Origin of the sequence: Sporosarcina sp. NCCP-2331, assembly GCF_023707945.1 — a bacterium.
In the GTDB taxonomy this organism is placed as follows: domain Bacteria; phylum Bacillota; class Bacilli; order Bacillales_A; family Planococcaceae; genus Sporosarcina; species Sporosarcina cascadiensis.
Genome location: NZ_BRCD01000008.1, coordinates 24216 through 44559, shown reverse-complemented (window position 1 = coordinate 44559; position 20344 = coordinate 24216). Strand labels below are relative to the sequence as shown.

The window sequence follows — 20344 nt, the reverse complement described above, 5'->3', positions numbered from 1 at the left end:
TGCGCCATTTTATTAAAAATAATGTAATTTGGGTGATATATTGGAAAACATTTAAGACTAGGAGGTACCGCTTTGACTTCCTTGAATGGAGGTTTTATTGTTTTAGAAATCAGCTGGAGTTTTTGATTAGAAACTGCTCAGGTGATGTTTTATCGACCATACGTATAAAGCTAGATTTGATTCACACTGTCAATTTCAAAATATACATACTGAAAACAGAACTCCAATACTTATTGCCCGGGTTGATGCTTTAGTCTATATAATAATGGCGATATTATACAATACATTAAAAAGTACTAAAGTATAATAAATAAAAAGGAGGAGTAGCTAATGAAAAGAAAGACTTTTAAAGCTTATATTGACGAAGATACGCGTATAGAAGCCTATCAGTTAAAAGGTAATGTACAACCTTTCCCCAATCATTTTCATGAGCATTATACCATCGGTTTTATCGAACGGGGACATTGTTTAGTTTCCTGCAAAAATCAGGAATATACCTTCTCTAGTGGAGATATTATTTTGCTGAATCCCTATGATAATCATACTTTTATACCAAAAGGAGATGAAACTATCCTATATAGAGGATTCATAATTCACCCGGAGGTTATGGAGGAACTGATACTGAAGGTTACAGGGCAGAATCATCTTCCAATTTTCCCAAAGACGTTGGTCCGTGATGAGGAATTATCTGATTGTCTCCGTAACCTATTCCATATGATCGTCAATGGCTTTAGTGAAATTGAAAAAGAAGAAAGCCTGTTCTTTTTGGCGACTATTTTAATAGGAAAATACAGCCAGTCTTTTGAAAAATGTTTACTTAAGTGTCAGGAAGAAGTTGAAAGAGCCTGTGATTTTATCAATCGTCACTATACAGAGAATATAACTTTAGAACAAATATGCCAATATGCAGCATTGAGCAAGTCCACCCTTTTAAGGGTATTTACAAAAGCAAAAGGGATTACCCCTTATAGATATATGATCACGATAAGAATTAGTAAGGCAAAAAAGATGCTTGAACAGGGTGTTTTGCCTGTAGATGCTGCATTTAAAACAGGTTTCTCTGACCAGAGCCATTTCACGAATTACTTTACTACCTTTATTGGAATATCTCCTGGTGCATACAGGAATCTAGTTATCTCCTGAAGGAGCAAAGTGCAATCATCATTAAAATGTAGGTGAATTTAATGTTACGAGGAGATAAGATAATGAAATTACTTGATTTGAATAAAGTTTATCAAAGAAGAAATACGGATAGCGTGAAATGGGATCATATGGATTTTATGGATGAACGGACATCGGAAACTACCTTGCCGCTTTGGCTGTCGGATATGGAATTTAAAGTAGCCGATGAAATAGTCGATGCAATGAAAAATAGAGTCGAACACGGTTTTTTTGGACAGTCAATGCCCGGCAACGAATATTTGGATGCGATATGCGGTTGGTATCAGCGTCGTTTTAATTGGACAATTGATAAGAATTCTATTTTTTATTCCCCAGGAATTTTACCTGCAATCGGTTTTGCAATCGCAGCACTTACCAAACCAGGAGACGGTGTTATCATTCAACCGCCTGTATTTTATCCTTTTTCTGAAATCATCAAAGGACAAGGCAGAACAATAGTCAATAATACATTGATCAATGAGAATGGGGATTATAAAATTGACTTCGCTGACTTACAGGAAAAAGCAAGTGATCCCAATAATAAAATTCTACTCTTATGTTCGCCGCAAAATCCTATTGGACGAGTTTGGACGAAAAGTGAGTTGGAACAAATAGCAAGTATCTGTGAAGAAACAAACACATATATATTTGCCGACGAAATTCATTGTGATTTAATCCGAAAAAATGTCCAGCACTTTCCAATCCAAACCATTACAGATTATAAAAATATTATTGTAGCGGTGTCCCCAAGTAAAACCTTTAACACTGCCGGATTACCGATTGCCTCGATTATAATTGATGATAACGAGTTAAGGAAGATCTGGTTGAGTGAAACAAAAGGCAAGTATTATATTCGTTTTGCTCCACCGTTGGATATGGTGATGTCAAAAGCTGCATATACGCAATGTGAATATTGGCTGGAACAAGTATTGGAGTATATAGAAGATAATTATGACTTTATGGAAAAATACTTAACAGAGCATTTGCCGAAGACTGGCTTTAAGAAACCAGAGGGAACCTATTTGGCTTGGGTGAATTTTGGAGCATATGTAGATCATGAAGAACTTTTGGAAACTTTAATTTCAAAATATGATCTGTTAATTGAAAGCGGTGTCATTTTTGGGGGACCAGGATTTGGATACTTCAGATTAAGTATTGCATGCCCGAGATCTCAGCTGGAAGAAGGACTGAGCAGAATTGTTGCGGCGATCACAGATTTAACGTAATGCCCAGAGGGGCTTCGGTAATTGGATCATTTCAAGATTGGTAAAATACCTAAAGATTGTAACGTTTGTTTATTCAAACTGGGGGGGTAAAAATGGATATCAATGAAATAGTTAGAACGTTAGATAACTTCGCATGGGGTCCAGTTCTTGTTTTTCTTTGTCTTGTAAGCGGTATTTTCTTCTCGGTTTTAATGAAGTTTCCACAGATCCGAATGATAGATCAAATGGTGTCAAATCTTTTTGGAGGGAAAAATTCTAAAAGTGGATTAACTCCCTTCCAAAGTTTTTCGATTGCTCTAGGTGGGCGTGTTGGTACTGGTACAATCACAGGTACTGCTGGTGCGATTCTTATGGGAGGACCCGGTTCAATATTTTGGATGTGCGTTATGACACTATTCGGCTCCATGTCAGCACTTATTGAGTCTGTACTGGCACAAACTTATAAAGAAAGAGTAAAAGATGAATATGTTGGTGGTCCAGCTTTCTATATTGAAAAAGGTTTAAAATGGAAACCATTAGGTGTTGTTTATGCTATATATGCAATTATTTTCCTGATCATCTTTACTGCGTTACAAGCAAACTCCTTCACATCAGTCGCTAGTGTCAGTTTTAATGTGCAGCCAATTATTATTGGAACGGCATATGTTGTGTTATTGGCGTTAGTCATATTTGGCGGCTTCAAAAGAATCGGAAAAGTTGCTGAAATCATTGTTCCTTTTATGTCGGCAGGTTACATTTTACTGGCTATTATTATGTTTGCCGTAAATTATACTGAAATCATTAGCGTGTTCGCAATGATTTTCAAATCTGCTTTTGGTCTTGATGCAGCTTTTGGTGGTTTAGTTGGTAGTTCGATTTCTTGGGGAGTGAAACGTGGAATATTCTCGAATGAGGCTGGACTAGGTACAGGGGCAATGGTAGCAGGTACCGCAGAAGTATCCCACCCTGCTAAAGCAGGATTTGCACAAGCATTTTCTACAATTGTCACTATTTTTATCTGTCTTGCAACAGCATTCATGATTTTCTCAGCAAGTAGCTTTAACGTTGAAAATCCAAATGGTGGTTTTTTAATTGAAAATGTTCCAGGTGTAGCCAGTGGTGAATTTACAGCAACAGCAATTAGTAATTTCATTCCCGGTTTTGGCGGTATCTTTATTACTATTGCGATGTTCTTATTTACGTTTACCACAATCCTTGCTTATGTAATTTATATTAAATCAAATGTTGTCTACTTGTTAAGAGGAAATATTCAGGGTCGCAAATATAACAAAATAATATTAACACTCAATATTTTTATTCTAGCTATGGCTTTTGTTGGTCCACTTGTATCAGCCGACCTTGTATGGAATCTTGGATCCGCACTATGTGGTTTTCTCGCAATGATCAACACGATTTGTATATTACTTCTTACAAAAAAGGGTGTTTTAATTTTCAAGGATTATGAAAAGCAACTAAAAAAAGGAGTCGATCCAATATTTATTCCATCTACTATTGGAATTAAAAATGCAGAGTTATGGGATGAAATTACTGCAGAAAACTACTCCGAAGAAGTAAATGCTTACAATAAAGCTTTTAACATTCATCCAAAAGATTCTACTGATTCTAATACTTAACCAAAAGTTGGTATTCTAATTAAAATAGATTTGACTATTAGTATAGAACAGGATTGGGGAGATTTTCTTTCCTAGTCTTGTCTTTTTTTTCCGTTTGAGTCCACAATTCTATAGGAATATTTGATCACATTTACGATGTTTGTCAGCTTACTTCTACTTGGAACCCTAAAGTGGAACATAGTGGCATGTACCTGTGTGATAAAAAGGAGTATTTTGAGAATATTTATTATACAGATTGGATATCGTTAGACTGATGATTCTTCCACTGAGAAGGCGTAAAGAAGATATTCCGCATGTCGTCAGACGCTTTAGTATGTTTTTTAAAAGAATCCTTGCGTTTTTACTGTAGCTGGCGAGCATATTTTTAGTTTGCTGGTAATGGGAAAGCATTTGAAGATGATTTTCTCGTCCGATGCCGGAAGCTTTGTAGCCGCAGAATGAAGCATGTGCCGGATATGCATGATAGCAGTTCGTCCACACACGGCCTGCTTGAATCCCGCGCCTTCTTGTTTTCCGATATTTTAGTAGGAAATAATTTTCTCCAACTGTTCACCAGATGCCTGTGCCCATGCATAAACCGGACTTTCTGATGCTTGTACCATATCGCTTCACAATCCAGACTTTCATAATTAGATGTTCACAGCGTCTGATTCGGCTACTCCTCCCTTCAATCTTCTAACTGAAAACGCTTACTAGTATGTATTGCAAAAACCATGCCAAGTTCATAAAGTGCGAAATGTTCAGTTCTTTACTGGTAGACATGCGATTTTCAGCCGTGAAATTGGCTGATCTGCCGTCTTTTCGGCTACCTTAGACAAAATACCGTCCTCGAAAAGCGTACCTGACACGAGGGTATCCACTAGCGTTGCATAAGTTGCATTAAATACAACTTATCACTAGTGTTGTATTAAAATAACGAGTTGGAGTATTGAATTCTGAATACTCTTTACCTAATCTTTTCCACAAAAAAATCCTTTACAATGGGTTGGAGGCAGTAATCCATCCAAATCCAAAATAAAGGACAATCTCATGGATAAGATTACACGAAAAACTGCATTTGAGCAATCCGCTGCTATTTATTGGACCCATTATCAGTGATCCGAGCGAGCTGATGGCGAAAATCGGCTCATTCATTCCGCTCACAGCACCGGCTGTCTGGATTATGCGCCTGTCATTTCTAGAAGAGTGGCCGTGGCTCGAAATCAGCATCAGAACTGCCATTTTATTCGCCGCAATCTGGCTGACCATGAAAGCGGCAGGGATAGTCTTTAAAGTCGGTATCTTGATGTACGGCAAAATGCCACACCGAAGGAAATTTGGAAGTGGCTGTGGGTATAAAATTTGCGGTGCCTGTGTGCCAAACTAATCATGAAAGTTTAAGTATTCATGTTTGTTTCGTGCACAGGCACGTTTTTAAAGCGTATACAGTTCCATTATTTTATTGTTGGGCAATTTACTCGGGTCGCTCATATCAACAAAATAGGGCAGCTGCCATTGTTGGGTTTTTATAGCTTGCTTACTAGTGGGGTGGTCCCAGCTAGGATAAACTCTTATTGCCATTTTCCCTTTTGCAGAACTGGATCGGAGTATATTCTGTGTGACAAGCAACTCTTTTGAAAATATAAATTGGCCAAACTTATTTTCTTCAGCAAAGACAGTGATGACTAATAAATCAGGCGCATCTTCATGAGCAAACGGCTGATTTTTATTATTTTCATCTTTTTCCCAAAACGCGACAAACTGTCCTGCTTTTGCGGGAGTAATATTTGCCACTCTGAAACGAACTGTTTTAGAAGATAATTGAAAAGTACCCGCACCGTACTTGGAATTTTGTTTTTCTTCCTGAACTGTATTTACAAGTAAATTATTTGGCTCGTAAATCATTTTATTGACATAATCTAATGCTGTATAAAAGTCATTCATTGCTCTGCCCCTTCATTTGCGTGATGCACAGACTACTGTGTAAGTGTGGAATTTCGCGATTGCTTGCGATGCCTGTTTGCTAAACAATCATGTTAGTTCGAACTTTCACGGTTATTTTGTGCACAGGTACATAATATCGAAGTGTCACGTAAAATACAACGGCTTACTATGCAGTGTATTTGACTGTGATTTCTCACTGTATTATTGTATAATTTTTAGTAGAAGAAGCATACTATGAAGGAGATGATAAAAGTGGGGTTGCATATAATGGATAAACCAAAATTCACTGTAGACCAGGTTGTTCCTGCATCACAAGCTGCTAAAAGATTTGCGGAAGTGCGGAGAAATGCGAAAACTAGTCCGCAATTTATATCTCAAAATAATAGTATTGATTCAGTTGTTCAAAGTTATGAAGACTATGAAAAAATGTATATGGAATTGGAAAGTCTGCGAGAACTTTTTTTGAATTTGAACCTTTCTGATCGCATTCAAAAGGCCGATTTAAACCCTGAACTTCGTTTTACTCTCGAGGACGTAATGGGTGAAAAGAATTTCGCTGAATTTCAAAAGATTGATCCGAATTCTATTTCAGATGAAGACTTATTTGAGTAACGTATGGAAAAGATATTTGAAGTTGTATTCATAGAGGAAGCAAAACAGGATTATCGGAAATTAGATGGTTCCGAAAAAAAGTACGTTGATGTCGCACTTGCCAAGATTAAGTTCCGTGCCGATGAACTTGGCGAAGAACTAACTAAAATGGGGAACATTAATTTAATAGGGTGCAAAAAGATTAAGTTCAGGAAAATAGGAATTCGATTAGTCTTTAGGATAATGGGTGATCAAGTTGAAATAGCAGAGATTATTTCAATTGGTAAACGCAAAAATGAAGAGGTTTATAAAAATGCTGCGAAGCGTTTAGAAAATATGAAGTAACATCTGTGGAATCAAATTTGATTTTCATAGGTGTTTTTATTTTGCCTATATCACACTGTCGTCATTGTCCAAACAAACATGAAAGTTTAAACATTCACGATTGTTCCGCGCACAGGCACCTCAAAAGTAGGGATCCCAAAAGAAAGGGTATCCCGAAAGATAAATGGGTCAAAATCAGCTCGACAGTCGTCTAATCAATGAAAGGAGGCAAAACCGATGCAATATGATGAAGGAGAACTGGATAGAAGAGAGTTGCTGGACTCATTCATCCGCGATTACGGTGACGATCTGAAACGTATTGCCTATCTGTATCTGAATGATCTGGCAGAAAGCGAAGATATCGTACAGGAAGTGCTGATTAAAAGTTATCATCAGCTGGACAGTTTCCGTCATGAGTCCAGCTATAAAACCTGGCTCATTCGCATGACGATCAACCAATGCAAAGATCATAAAAAGCGCTGGAGTGTGCGCAATATCTTCTATAAACAGGAAGTGCCGGAAGTACGCGACCGAAAACTGACGGAGACGGACTACATACAAAAAGAATCTTCCAATGAAATGTTGCAGCAGCTTGCCAGGCTCGCACCTAAACATAAAGAAGTGCTCATTCTCTATTATTATGAAGAACTCACCATGCAGGAAATCAGCGACGTCCTGCAGATTAACTATAACACCGTAAAATCCAGGCTGCTGCGCGGCAAACAGGTGTTAAAAGAAAAACTCGAAAGGAGCGAGGGCCATGGATGAATTCGATCGCAGGCTTTCCAATGAAATGAAAAAGAGAACGGAGGGGATTTCATTGTCCGATAAGGAAAAACAGCAAATTCACCGGCAGATCAACCGGACGTCCTTCAAAAATAAAAAACGCGGCGTCATTATCTGGACTGTTGCCGCAGCTGCCGTTGCACTGTTCATTGTACTGGTACTGCCAATGCTGCAGGAGCAGATGCCGAACGAGCAGAGCGCGGCGTATCATGTGGAAGACTTAGAAGGGATTTCATTATCTATAGAAGAAGCGGCAGTGCATGACAATGGAGAAATCGCCTATTTTGTAGAAATCAACAACGATACGTCGGGCACAATCCGGGAAGGCACCCTGTCGATCAGCTACGACCTATTGCTGCCGAATGGTTTCGAAGAGAATCCGTTCAAGCAGTCGGAAATGGTGCCAGGTGATATTTATCCACGCTCGAAAACGAGATTGAAATTTGCTGTGGATCCTACTGTTTTTAAAGAGGAAAGAATAGACTTGAGCGGTATTTCTATGGAATTGGTCGGCTACTGGAATAAACTCGAACCGCAGGCACGCTTTCAGGTCGGTCAATCCACGTCAGTAGTCAGCTCGGACGGCTCATCTAATTGAGCCGTCCGATTTTTTTACATAAAACACTTGCAACTTCCTCACTTCCGGTGTAATATAATGACCTAGTGACCGAAATCGTTTTACAGTCATTACATAAGGTGAGGTGAAGAAGTGGACCGCAGACAGGAAATTTTATTGGCAGCAGAGAAATCATTTTCTTTATTCGGCTATAAAGCCACTACGATGGATCAGGTTGCAAAAATTGCCAATGTCGGAAAAGGCACCATCTATACATTTTTCGCCAACAAAGAAGAACTGTTTCACGCGATTGTCCGGCAAATGATCGAAGAAATGCGGCGGGTATCCGATGAATGTGCGATCGAAGGTGCTTCATTCGAAGTCAATGCACATGCGCGGCTCATGCAGCTATTGAAGTTTAGAGAAACACATCAACTGTATGTCAAATTGATCGAAGAAGAAAAAGAACTCCGGACACCAATGGTCGGGGAAGTGCTGGCGTCGATCGAGCAGGAAATCATCGAATATGTCCGGCAGAAAATTGAGCGCGGTATTGCAAAAGGCGAACTCAAGCCCTGCAACAGCGAGTTGGTAGCATATTTATTATTCAAGTCCTATCTGGCACTTGTCATCGACTGGTCGAAAACACATGACCGGCAGCTGACAGAAGAAGAAATCGCACAGTTATTAAACGATACGATTTTTTCCAGTCTCTTAGTCTGAGACTTTTCTTTTGAAATAAAATGACTGTTTGGGCATTTCGGTCAATTGGTCTAAAATGAAAATGGAGGAAAATAACTAATGAAGAAAACTATGACGTTTGCGGAATGGAAACAATTATTGCGCACACGCAAAATGATCGTTCCGATGATCGCAATTTTATTTATCCCCGTACTGTATGCGGGCATGTTCCTATGGGCTTTCTGGGATCCGTATGACCATATGGACCAATTGCCGGTAGCCGTCGTCAACTTGGATGAAGGCGCAGAACTTGATGATGAGCAGCTCGCTCTCGGAGAGGAACTGGCCGATAAATTAGTGGAAAGTAAGCAATTCGATTTCCAGAATGTCACGAAAGAACGAGCAGATGAAGGATTGAAAGGGCAGGATTATTACATTACGATCGAAATTCCTGAAAACTTCTCGGAACACGCAACGACACTGCTGGATGATGATCCGCAGAAATTAAACATTCTTTACAAGCCGAATGAAGGATACAACTTCCTGTCGGCTCAAATCGGTGAAACGGCAATGGATCGCATCAAAGCGGAAGTCAATGAGCAAGTCACTTCCACATATGCGGAGCAGTTGTTTGACTCCATTACGGAAATGGGAGAAGGCTTCGGCGACGCGGCGGACGGTGCAGGGAAACTGCATGACGGCGCTGCGAAACTTGCGGACGGAACCGGTGATTTGAAAGGTTATCTGGCACAGCTTGCTTCAAGCAGTGTCGCATTGTCAGACGGCTCTACGAAGCTTGCGCAAGGTGCGAATGAAGCTGCAAAAGGTGCAAATGATCTGTCTAAAGGTCTAGGCACTTTATCCGCGGGTGCAAATGATCTGCAAACAGGTGCCAATCAAGCAGCAACAGGTTCCGCCAGCTTAAAGGCTGGAATCAGCGAATACACGGCAGGTGTTAATCAACTCGCATCCAGCTATGCACAAATCGGTGCGAAAGAGGCAGAGTTCGCAGGCGGTCTTGGTAATCTTGCGGAGAAATCCGGCGGCTTGAAAGGTGCGGCTGATCAATTGGCAGCTGGCTCTCAAGGCGTTAACGCAGGCATCAATCAGCTGTCTGAACAGCTGGGACCCATCCTTGCACAATTGCCGGAAGACCAAAAAGGTGCTTTACAGGCAGCATTAGGTGAATTAAAACAAGGCAGCGCGCAAGTAGCAGGCGGTCTTGGTGAGTTATCTTCAGGAGCGGGCGCGCTTCAGCAAGGCGCTGCTCAACTGAACGGCGCTGCCGGTCAATTGCAGGGCGCACATTCAGAAGCACTTGCCGGATTGAAAAAGCTTCAAGGCAATTCTGCAAAACTGGTCGAAGGTTCCAATGCGCTTGCGAGCGGAAACAGCCAATTGGCAGCAGGTTCTAAGCAATTAGTCGGCGGTGTGCAAACTGCAGCAGCAGGCTCTAAAGACTTGGCAAACGGCCTGAATGAATTGACTGCAGGCGCCGGTACGATGCAGCAGGGAACAGGCACACTCGTCTCCAAATCGAAAGACTTGGCGGCAGGCTCTGAAAAACTGGCTTCAGGCGCCACTGAATTGAATGAAGGAACCGCTACACTGCAGGATAAACTGACAGAAGCGAATGAAACAGCTTCCGAAGTGAATCCGACCGACAAGACGTATGAAATGGCCGCGTCTCCGGTAGAAGTGGAACAGGATAGTATCAACAAAGTGCCGAACTACGGAACAGGCTTCGCACCGTACTTCCTTTCATTAGGATTATTTGTCGGCGCATTGCTGCTGTCGATCGTCTTCCCAATGATGGAGCCGGCGACAACACCAACCGGCGCATTCCGCTGGTTCAGCAGTAAAGTATCCGTGCTGGCAGTTGTCGGATTAATTCAGGCCCTGCTTGCGGTAGTGGTGGTCAAGTATGCGCTGGGCATGGAAACGGTCAACACACCGATGTTCATCCTGACGGCGATTATCACCAGCTACACATTCATCGCAATCGTCCAGATGCTCGTCTCTATTTTGGCGGATCCGGGTCGTTTTGTAGCGATTATCGTTTTGATTCTGCAATTGACTACGAGTGCCGGAACATTCCCGCTCGAATTAATTCCGGAACCATTGAAAATCTTCAACACTTTACTGCCGATGACATACTCTGTCCAGGCATTCAAAGCATCGATCTCCACCGGCGACATGTCGCATCTATGGGCAAGTAACGGTGTTCTAATCGGCTTCCTGGCAGTTTGTCTGGCGTTAACGTTCGGCTATTTCGCGCTCGTATTCAAAAAGCGCTATTCAGCCAAATCAGCAACTGTGGAAGCATAAGAATGGTGCCTGTGCGCCAAACAATCGTGTTTATTTCAACATTCACGATTGTTTCAACAAACATTATTGCTTGAACTTTCATGTTTGTTTCGTACACAGGCACCGTACCACAAGAAGATTGCTTGGAAAGTCATCCATCATGACTTTTCCAGGCAGTCTTTTTTATTTGAAGTAAGTACGGAATAGTTTGAATAAAATGGATGCATTACGTATGATTGAAAGTATATTAACTGCACTTAATCCCTTGCTGGGGAAAATCTTCTGGGGGCTTAATATAGTTGGTATTCTGATGACAGTGAACAATTCAAAATACTTTTTTCCAGGATTTCTGGTCCATCTATGGCCTGCTCAATGATTATGTTATCCGCGTGTTATTCAGACGGGATCCACGGTAACTGACCCATGCTCGGAACGGCGGCGCAACCTATGGAAAGAAGGATATATATATGACAATAAATAATTTTATGAAGCATAACTTCCCCGGACTGGAGCTCAAGTCGCCACTGTTTTACTCATGGGATGCAGGAATCCGGTTCGAACTTGGGGTGAACGAGAGCTCTGTCAGTATTCATGAGAACCCATTGTATTTACAAGGGGTCTATCGGAGGGCAATTGAATTATTCGAGGCCTTGCACACACCGGAAGATGAGCTCTATCTTGTGGTCGATGTTCATGATTACGGAAAAGCGGCAGCTTTGCAGAGGAAGCTGAATATCTTCGCGAAGTATGTAAAAGAAAATTCGGTCTTGATCCGGCTCCGGCACGAGAACCGGCCATATATTTATCCGGAAGACGATGAAGACGGGACTTGCCGTACACATCGGTTCAGTCTTACATGCCGGCGTGCGGATTTCCGGTACGCGGCACTGTTGAAGGCCATTTGCAATCAGGATATGGGAATAAGACCGGTTATTCACCAGTCTGTCTATTTTATTAATGAAACAAAAGGAACGATCTACTATGTCTACGATGACAGAGGCTGTGATTTGCTGGGTGTGAATTCGGAAGCAATTCAATGGATGTATGAAGAATTCAATGAATGGATTTTGGATTATGTCCGCCCGAAAATCGATGAAGTGTTCATTTGATGGTGCCAAACAATCGTGTTTGTTTCAATATTCACGATTACTCAAACAAACAGGAATGTTTGAACTTTCATGTTTGTTTCGTACACAGGCACCGCAAAACAGGCACCGCAAAACAACTGACAGGGGGAAATTGTAATGGAAGCATATCAGGCTACGATTGAGGATATAGAAGGCGTATCAAATTTATTTAATTCATACCGTGTGTTCTATGACCAGCCGTCAGACGCAGAGGGCGCAAGAAAGTATATAAAAGAACGTCTGGAAAATGGAGAATCGGTAATATTTGTTGTGAAGCACAAGGAAAAGTACGCTGGTTTCACCCAGTTGTATCCCGTCTTTTCATCCATCTCGATGAAAAAAGCATGGATATTGAATGATATGTTCGTTGATCAGGAAGCCCGAAAATTGGGGATAGGCCAATTGCTTTTACAGAAGGCGGAAGAGTATGCCCGTAACACGGGTGCAAAAAGTATTGCGTTGGAGACCGCACCGGATAATTATGGCGCTCAAAAACTATATGAGAAAAATGGTTATGTACGAGACACACAATTTTATCATTATGAATTAAGTTTAACTGAATAACTGTTTAACCCATTCTTCTGTTAATCGGGTCAATTAGCTGAATAAAGTTTGCGCCAAAATCGGGCTATTTAACGAAATTAGAGTTCATAACTATTTTCGCTAAATAGCCCGATTATGATAATTTAACTTGCTTCCTCCGTAACGTCATAGGCTAAACTTAAATTATACCAATATTGATGGAGGGATCATTTTATGGAAAGTCAAAAACATGTTTTTACAATTGGTGAATTTGGAAAGCGTACAACAACAACTGTAAGGACATTAAGATTTTATGAAGAATTAGGATTACTAATACCAGCAAAGCAAAATAATTCTGGTCACAGGCTGTATGGATTTGAAGATTTAGCGAAACTACAGCAAATTCAATCCTTAAAATTTTTAGGTTACTCATTACAAGAAATCAAAGATTTAATTGATAATGGCTCTACTGTTCCAAAACATTTTGAAATGTCATTATCTTGGCAACACAAATTACTAACAGAAAAAAGAAAAGAATTAAATCATGCTATTGAAGCGGTCGAGCATGTACAATTTCTTTTGAGAGAAGGGAAGCCAATCACATGGCCAGTTTTAAGTTCACTTCTTTTCAAGATGGAAAATGAACAAGAACAGATAGAGTGGTTAAAAGAACACTGCTCAGAAGAAGTTGCTGAACAATACTCATCGCTTCCGAAAGAACAGCGACATCAAGTGGATATAGAGATGCTAGACTGGTTGTCAACATTGAAGAAAGTGATGAGTGAGGGAGCCAGCCCACAATCGCCTGAAGCATTTAATATTGCCGTAAAGTTATCTGAAATTGCAATGAAACATGCAGATAACAAAGAGGAATTGCTTAAACAAATGCAAGAAGTACAAGCGTCAATGAAACCTGATATAGCTAATTTTAATTTCCCTACTATTTTGACACCGGAAGAAGAAGCGTTTTTAGAGGAAATAGGAAAGTCGATTAAAGCTTCATATAATCAAGATGGAAAATAGGATATAAGCAAAATAAAGCCCTCTCATAGAAAGTCTGATTAGGAGACACAGTACAACTCCTCTTTTTCATTATTCCAATGGAGTCAGTAGAGGTTTTGTAGAGACGGCCTTTGTAAAAGGACAGAAAGAAAGGATGCTATTATGGAAAATCCAGTTATATTAGTTGCTATAATTTCTTTCTTTATCATCATTACTTATCTCTTTCTAACTGGGAATCGTCAGAAATTAAAACAGTTACGAAAAGAGTGGGAAAGTGAGACTTATACTGCTATAAAGGAAGACGCCAATTCTATTTCCTCGTACTGGGATAACAAAAAAAACTTTACAGACTGTTATGCAGGTGTGGATCAGCTGACATGGGACGACTTAGCGATGCAAGAGATATTTGAGAAGCTAAACTATACAAAGTCCAGTTTAGGTTCGGAGTACTTATTCAATCAATTGAGAGATATAGATCCGAAAATTGTAGATGTTACTGAAAAAGAAGAACTATATACATTGCTTGCGAATGACCATAAGTTAAGAGAAAAAGTGCTTCTAATTTTATCCAGTCTAGGAAAACGAAATTACGCAGATACATCCTCATATTTTTATAAATTCAATGATTCTAAGATTAAAAATGATTATATATATATCATTCTTTCTTGCTTACCGATTTTGTCGATTATCTTTATGTTCTTTAATTTAAAGTATGGAGCGGTCAGTCTCTTCAGTTCATTTGTAATAAATTTAGTGATATATTATCGGAATAAAACACTGTTGGAAAATGACTTGCATTCAATTACATATGCGGCTGCCATTGTAAATACAGGAAAAAGTCTAGCTTCTGTTCAACATCCAAGATTCATTATATATAAGGATATTTTCAAAGGAGAAGGAAAAGGCTTAAAAGTAACTTCTTTCTGGGGTAGAGTATTATCGATTGGCGGCAACAGGGGCGGGGACTTCGATGTGTTGTATGAATACTTTCGGATTATATTTTTACTGGACTTTATTGCTTACAATCAAATTGTTAAAACGCTGTTTACATATCCTGAGGCGTACCAGCAATTATGGGAATCAATTGGCGAACTTGATGCGGCGATTGCAGTCGCATTTTATCGGAAGAGGCTTTCACTATACACGACTCCTAAGTTTGTAGAAGAAGAAGAGCTGTTATTTGAAGACTTGGCACATCCACTTCTTGATAATCCAATAACGAATTCTTCAAGGTTTGGTAAATGTGTACTTATTACAGGTTCTAATGCTTCAGGGAAATCGACATACATTAAAGCTATAGCTATTAACGCTATTTTGGCGCAAACTATTAACACTGTATTGGCTAAAAGTTGGACAATGAAACCAAGTTATATTGTCACATCCATGGCAATTCAGGACAATGTATTGCGTGGAGATAGTTATTTTATTGCAGAAATTAAATCCCTAAAAAGAATAATTAGGCTTAGTGAAGAAAAGAAACCTATAATCTCATTTATTGACGAGATATTAAAAGGAACAAATACTGTCGAGAGAATTTCAGCATCAGCTGCGATAATGGAGTGGCTATCTGTAAATCAAGGCATGATTATCATTGCTTCACACGATATTGAGCTAACAGAAATTGCAAAGGGGGTGTATCGAAATTATCACTTCAGAGAATCGATTGAAAAAAATAAAGTGTCATTTGATTATAAAGTTCACAATGGGCCTTCGATAACCAGGAATGCCATTAAACTGTTGGAGGTACTTGATTATCCAAAAAGCGTTACTGTTCAAGCGAATCAATTGGCCCAGCATTTCACTGAGGTGCATGAATGGAATAGGCTCAGTAGTCAGGGCTATCCTTGAGAATACTGAATTCAACGGTTTCATACCGCAATCTCGCTAACTTGCACGTTTTCTGATTGAAACCTGTAATTGAAGAGGCGGGCATTGATACGAACACAGGATTTTTTTGTACTTCAGTATGGAAAAATACAGATATAGATAATTATGTATATTGAGATCAGGAAGGTTGCAAGCGTGTCATAGGAAGAAGTAAAAAACTTTTAGTCGATCAAATTGCACAGGAACTGAATCCTGCTTTCATCTTACTAGGAAGAAATAATATAAATCCGAGGTGCATATCTATGCAATGTTTTTGCGAAGAAGAAGTGTTTTATCTAAAGGTGGAAGGTGACACCGGTGCTGATGCAGTCTGGTGTGACGAATGCGGCAGCAATCTGGATATAGCCGATGTCCCTGCGTCAGATGAATTAAAATTCGAGCTGACCGGCTGGGTGCGGATGTACGGAAACTGGATGGATTGGGAACAGGATCTGCTGCTTGCCGGCGGAGTGGAGAACGAAGAGGCTCATAATGAGCAGGGTGAAATTCTTGCTCGGCGCCTGCAAGAGGAATTAACAGGCTATCGTGTAAGGTTTTCGCCGTCTTCTTCAGCTAAAATGTATGCCGGGTTTATTTCTTGACCGGCCAAATACAACACCTCTAATTTCTAGTTTACTGTATATTATTACCCCGCGATATAGTCTGTACATATCCATCGCGTCAAAAAACCTTCAACTTATTACTTTTCCCCTGTAACCAAACTAAAAAAATTCAGTCTACTCTCATAACCATACAAAAAGAGAGAGGATGAACACGATGAATAAAAGCAGATGGATTTTGGCGTCACTTGTTACCGCCGCTGTCGGAATTATTATGCTGGCGAGCTTCTTTTTCTGGCCGCGGGTGCATATTACATCCGCCCACTCGGCGCTTGCGGGGCAGCCTGTGTCGATTTATTTCACAGCGCCGGTTAAAGCGGGCGTACTGTCACAGGATTTTGCCATTACCAATCTTACTCAGCAGCAACACCCTGCTGAAATAACCCTGGCAGAAGATCGAATGTCGATGACTGTCAGCTCGCTCGCGCCAGGAAACTATGAATTGAAAGTGCCGAAAAATAGTTTCAGGGGGTGGAACAGGTCGGCGAATTCAGCGGTTTCATTCGCCGTCATGGAAGCGGTGAAGCCTGTTGCGTCCGTTGATGAAATCAAGAAGTTTTTCGAGCGGGCAGAGCAATACGACCAATATGCGGCGACCGCCGAAAGCAGTATCGTCATGGAATCTTCCTCGGAAGACAAAGCGTCTGCTGGAGGAAATGAATATTCCGCGACCAACCAGCAAGTCGAAGGCGTCGATGAATCAGACATTGTCAAGACCGACGGCGATTTCATTTATGACGTGACCGGCCAGGAAAATCTGACCATCACTGACATCCGTAATTCCCAAAAGCTTGCGGTCATCAGCAAGACCGAATTCAAAAACGAATTCTTTCCGAATGAACTCTATATTGACGGGGAGTTGCTCGTCGTAATCGGCGGGAAACCGAATCATCCGCAAACCGAGAAAGAAATGCCATACATGCAGGAGCTGTCAGCGATACGCGTCTATGATGTCAGTGACCGCGCTAAGCCTGTACTGCTCCGCGAAACAGGAGCGGAAGGCTATATCATCGCGACCCGAAAAATCGGCCCGCACGTCTATATGGTGACGAATAACCGGCCGATGTACTGGCTGATGGACCTGCCGGTTACAGAAGATCACCTGCTGCCGAAAGTGTTTGATTCGGAGAACGGGAAGGACATTCAGCCGATCCAGACAGATAAAATATCCATTCTTCCCGGCACAATGGAGCCTTCCTACTCCGTCATCACGACGCTTGATATCCGTTCCGGCGAAATAGGCGGTGTCGAAACAAAAGCATATCTCGGCAGCGGCGAACAGCTCTATATGTCGAAAGATCATCTTTATCTGACTTCGACTTTATACGGAAACCAGCCGATGCAAGGCAACAGCGAAGTGTTTAAGTTCGGACTGGACGGCACGGACGTACATTTCCTCAGCGCAGCCCAGCTGAAAGGCTCCATCCTCAACCAGTTTTCGATGGATGAGCATGACGGCTATTTCCGGGCGGTTACGACGGAGGGCAATCTATGGGATGAAAAGAATATCGCAAAAAATCATTTGTTCATTTTGGATGCGGATATGAAGCAGACGGGTTCTGTTGAAAATCTGGCGAAAAATGAACGCATCTATTCGGCACGTTTTATGGGGGATAAAGCGTATATGGTGACGTTCCGCGAAACGGACCCTTTATTCGTTCTGGACGTCGCGGATCCGCAAAATCCGGCTGTACTTGGTGAACTGAAAATCCCGGGGTTCAGCAATTATTTGCACCCGCTTGATGAAAATCATCTGATTGGCTTCGGCTATGACACGATAGCGAAAAAAGGGCAGGCAGGCGGTGAGCCGATTATTCAGACGCAGGGTATGAAAATTTCATTATTCGACGTTACGGATTTCGCGAATCCAAAAGAGCAGGATTCGGAAATCATTGGCGGGCAGGGAACGTATTCTCCTGTTCAGCATAATCACCATGCGCTGTTCCTTCATCCGGGACGCAATCTGTACGGTTTTCCTATCACAGTCTATCATGAAGACAAAGATCAACTGAATCTGGAGAAAGCCGGAGCGATGATTTACGAGATCACGGCGGAAAACGGAATCACGGCTAAAGCCGACCTGACCGAAGAACTGACGCTCGACTATATGGACTGGGAACGGGAAGTGCAGCGCCTGCTGTACAGTGCAAATACCGTCTATACCATCGCCGCCAATGAAATATCCGGTTATTCATTAGACGACTTTTCATTGCTGGATCAGATAGAAAAGTAGTGAAGAGTTGTCTTTTTGCGGTTCGTCCATTAAGCTGTAAAGAAAAGCACTAATTTAAATGAGCACGACAAAAATGGAGCCCTTTCTATTATGAAAGGAGCTCCATCTAATTTGTGTAAAAGTAATTTAGGAGATTTTGATCTGCTCGGCCGGCAAGGGAATTCCGATATAATGGCCTTGGACCGCATCGATGCCCATATTCTTTAGCATATCAAACTGCTGCTCGCTGCTTACGCCTTCAGCGATTGTATACAAGCCCATCGACTTGGAAAAGCGAATCATGCCTTCGACCAGCTTTTGTGTCTTTGGATTGCTCAGCAAATTCTCAATGAAGAGGCGATCGAGCTTGATGCTGCTGATCGGCAAGTGCTGTAAATAGCGCAGTGAGGCATAACCTGAGCCAAAATCATCGAGCGTGAATTGCATGCCCAGGTTTTGCAGTTCCGACATTTGTGAAATGACGGATTGCTCTTCTTCTGCCTTCAGTGCGAATTTTTCTGTGAACTCAATATATACTTTATTCGCCGGACAGCCCGTCTCGTTTAAAATTGAGATTAAGCGGTCTTTCCATTGCGGATTCAATGATTCGCGGATGGATGAGTTAATGGAGACAGTCATCTCTTGTCCGGCACGGTGCCATTTCGTTGCGAATGTCATGGCTTCTTCCGCCACATATGCGCCGATCTCTTCAATCAAACCGTTTTCCTCCGCAATCGGAATCAATTCATCCGGACTGATGATGCCGAGATCTTCGTCTTCCCAGCGGACGAGCGCTTCATAGCAATTGATGCTGCCGCTGGCGATATCAAATTGCGGCTGATAGGCAACATGCAATGAATTACGGTCAAGCGCAGTCAGCATCTTTTGGTCGATTTCCAAACGGCGATTCAGGATTTTATGGGACTCGGCGGAAAGCGATGCAATCCTGCCGCCTCCCTGGCTGATCACTTCATCTGCAGCAGTCAGCGCCACTTTATACAGCTGGGTATACGTTTTCTGATCTTCAGGAAAACGTACGATCCCGCCGCTGATGGAAAGTGTCTGTGCATTATGGCTCAAATAGATCGGCTGCTGTTTCAGGAAATCATAGAAGCCTTGAATATACCAATCACCGAATGCTGTTAGAACGACGAAACTGTTCGTATCAATGCGCGCAATCGGCATATCCTGGAAGTAGCGTTTCAGACGGTTGGTGAATTCTTGTATCAGCTGCGTCTCGGATTCCGTAGACTGCAGCTCTTTCATAGTGAAGTAATGATCGATCGTTAAATAGACAAATGAAAAATGCTGACCCAGTTTGATGGATTCATTCACTACTTGTTCAAGTTTGTGGCGGCTCATCAGGCCGGTCTCTACATCGATAAATGCGATTTCGCCCAATTTTTCCTGCAACCGGATATCTTCTGTTATATCCAACTCTAAAAAGAAGACGGACTGTAATTCTCCATCATCAGACAGAGTGGGGACGGCAAGCATATTAACGAAAAACGGTTCCCCGTCGCGAGTCATTTTTTCGGCTTTTCCCGACCAGGATTTACCGCTTAGCAAACGATCCCAAATCGTATTTACTGTCTGTTGCGAGGCAGGGGCGTCGGAAAACATCTGCCAGATGGATTTCCCGATGATTCGCTTCGGAGTCCATCCGCTGACCGTTAAGTAATTTTGGTTTGCGTAGGTTATTAGTCCTTCTCCGTCGGTATGGGTGACTAACTGATATCTATCGAGACTATCGACTAATGAATGATGCTCTTTAGTTTCAGGCAAGCTTATAGTATTCATTAGAATGCTCCTTTCCGATTCTACTAT

At 41.5% G+C, this 20344-nt stretch carries 18 protein-coding genes and 1 pseudogene; 16 read left to right on the top strand and 3 right to left on the bottom strand.

What is annotated here, in order from left to right:
• Nucleotides 1-330 precede the first annotated feature (330 nt).
• The 3 genes from NCCP2331_RS06305 to NCCP2331_RS06295 all read left to right on the top strand — a co-directional run bounded on the left by NCCP2331_RS06305 (nt 331) and on the right by NCCP2331_RS06295 (nt 4000).
• Complete coding sequence (locus NCCP2331_RS06305; protein ID WP_251669358.1) at nt 331-1143, top strand: AraC family transcriptional regulator; 813 nt, start codon at nt 331-333, stop codon at nt 1141-1143.
• 62 nt (nt 1144-1205) lie between these two features.
• The gene (locus tag NCCP2331_RS06300; RefSeq protein WP_251669356.1) at nt 1206-2387 is read left to right on the top strand and encodes a MalY/PatB family protein; all 1182 of its coding nucleotides are present in this window, start codon (nt 1206-1208) and stop codon (nt 2385-2387) included.
• A 92-nt stretch (nt 2388-2479) separates the two neighbouring features.
• A complete protein-coding gene (locus NCCP2331_RS06295) occupies nt 2480-4000 on the top strand; it encodes an alanine/glycine:cation symporter family protein (RefSeq protein WP_251669354.1) in 1521 nt (506 codons plus the stop codon).
• 336 nt (nt 4001-4336) lie between these two features.
• Here NCCP2331_RS06295 and NCCP2331_RS06290 read toward each other — a convergent pair.
• Nucleotides 4337-4501 (bottom strand): annotated as a pseudogene (locus NCCP2331_RS06290) (aldehyde dehydrogenase family protein); the annotation flags it as partial.
• Nucleotides 4502-5057: 556 nt separating this feature from the next.
• On the opposite strand from NCCP2331_RS06290, the gene NCCP2331_RS06285 reads away from it, so the two are divergent.
• Entirely contained in the window at nt 5058-5366 is a 309-nt protein-coding gene (locus tag NCCP2331_RS06285) for a hypothetical protein (RefSeq protein WP_309296361.1), read from the top strand.
• A gap of 47 nt (nt 5367-5413) precedes the next feature.
• On the opposite strand, the gene NCCP2331_RS06280 is transcribed toward NCCP2331_RS06285, so the two are convergent.
• Nucleotides 5414-5923 carry a MepB family protein gene (locus NCCP2331_RS06280; protein WP_251669352.1) on the bottom strand — a complete coding sequence of 170 codons (510 nt, stop codon included), beginning with the start codon at nt 5921-5923 and terminating at the stop codon, nt 5414-5416.
• Between the two features lie 267 nt (nt 5924-6190).
• On the opposite strand from NCCP2331_RS06280, the gene NCCP2331_RS06275 reads away from it, so the two are divergent.
• The 12 genes from NCCP2331_RS06275 (at nt 6191) to NCCP2331_RS06220 (ending at nt 18538) form a co-directional block, all read left to right on the top strand.
• The gene (locus NCCP2331_RS06275) at nt 6191-6535 is read left to right on the top strand and encodes a type II toxin-antitoxin system Phd/YefM family antitoxin (protein ID WP_251669349.1); all 345 of its coding nucleotides are present in this window, start codon (nt 6191-6193) and stop codon (nt 6533-6535) included.
• 3 nt (nt 6536-6538) lie between these two features.
• Nucleotides 6539-6859, top strand: a complete 321-nt coding sequence (locus NCCP2331_RS06270; protein ID WP_251669347.1) for an addiction module toxin RelE — start codon at nt 6539-6541, stop codon at nt 6857-6859.
• Nucleotides 6860-7075: 216 nt separating this feature from the next.
• Nucleotides 7076-7606 (top strand): sigma-70 family RNA polymerase sigma factor, encoded by a 531-nt coding sequence (locus NCCP2331_RS06265; protein ID WP_251669345.1) that lies wholly within the window; start codon nt 7076-7078, stop codon nt 7604-7606.
• Entirely contained in the window at nt 7599-8222 is a 624-nt protein-coding gene (locus NCCP2331_RS06260) for a hypothetical protein (protein WP_251669343.1), read from the top strand. The genes NCCP2331_RS06265 and NCCP2331_RS06260 overlap by 8 nt, the downstream gene beginning before the upstream one ends.
• A gap of 111 nt (nt 8223-8333) precedes the next feature.
• Nucleotides 8334-8903, top strand: a complete 570-nt coding sequence (locus tag NCCP2331_RS06255) for a TetR/AcrR family transcriptional regulator (protein WP_251669340.1) — start codon at nt 8334-8336, stop codon at nt 8901-8903.
• Nucleotides 8904-8981: 78 nt separating this feature from the next.
• Nucleotides 8982-11189, top strand: a complete 2208-nt coding sequence (locus NCCP2331_RS06250) for a YhgE/Pip domain-containing protein (RefSeq protein ID WP_251669338.1) — start codon at nt 8982-8984, stop codon at nt 11187-11189.
• Nucleotides 11190-11635: 446 nt separating this feature from the next.
• Entirely contained in the window at nt 11636-12277 is a 642-nt protein-coding gene (locus tag NCCP2331_RS06245; protein WP_251669336.1) for a DUF3885 domain-containing protein, read from the top strand.
• 135 nt (nt 12278-12412) lie between these two features.
• Nucleotides 12413-12859, top strand: coding sequence for a GNAT family N-acetyltransferase (locus tag NCCP2331_RS06240; protein ID WP_251669334.1), 447 nt, complete (start codon nt 12413-12415; stop codon nt 12857-12859).
• A 192-nt stretch (nt 12860-13051) separates the two neighbouring features.
• Complete coding sequence (locus NCCP2331_RS06235) at nt 13052-13840, top strand: MerR family transcriptional regulator (protein WP_251669333.1); 789 nt, start codon at nt 13052-13054, stop codon at nt 13838-13840.
• Between the two features lie 141 nt (nt 13841-13981).
• Entirely contained in the window at nt 13982-15667 is a 1686-nt protein-coding gene (locus tag NCCP2331_RS06230) for a MutS-related protein (RefSeq protein WP_251669332.1), read from the top strand.
• A gap of 281 nt (nt 15668-15948) precedes the next feature.
• Nucleotides 15949-16287, top strand: coding sequence for a hypothetical protein (locus NCCP2331_RS06225; protein WP_251669330.1), 339 nt, complete (start codon nt 15949-15951; stop codon nt 16285-16287).
• Between the two features lie 175 nt (nt 16288-16462).
• Entirely contained in the window at nt 16463-18538 is a 2076-nt protein-coding gene (locus NCCP2331_RS06220) for a beta-propeller domain-containing protein (protein ID WP_251669328.1), read from the top strand.
• Between the two features lie 126 nt (nt 18539-18664).
• Here the strand turns inward: NCCP2331_RS06220 and NCCP2331_RS06215 are convergent, their stop codons facing one another.
• Nucleotides 18665-20317, bottom strand: a complete 1653-nt coding sequence (locus NCCP2331_RS06215; RefSeq protein ID WP_251669326.1) for a sensor domain-containing protein — start codon at nt 20315-20317, stop codon at nt 18665-18667.
• Nucleotides 20318-20344: the final 27 nt, after the last annotated feature.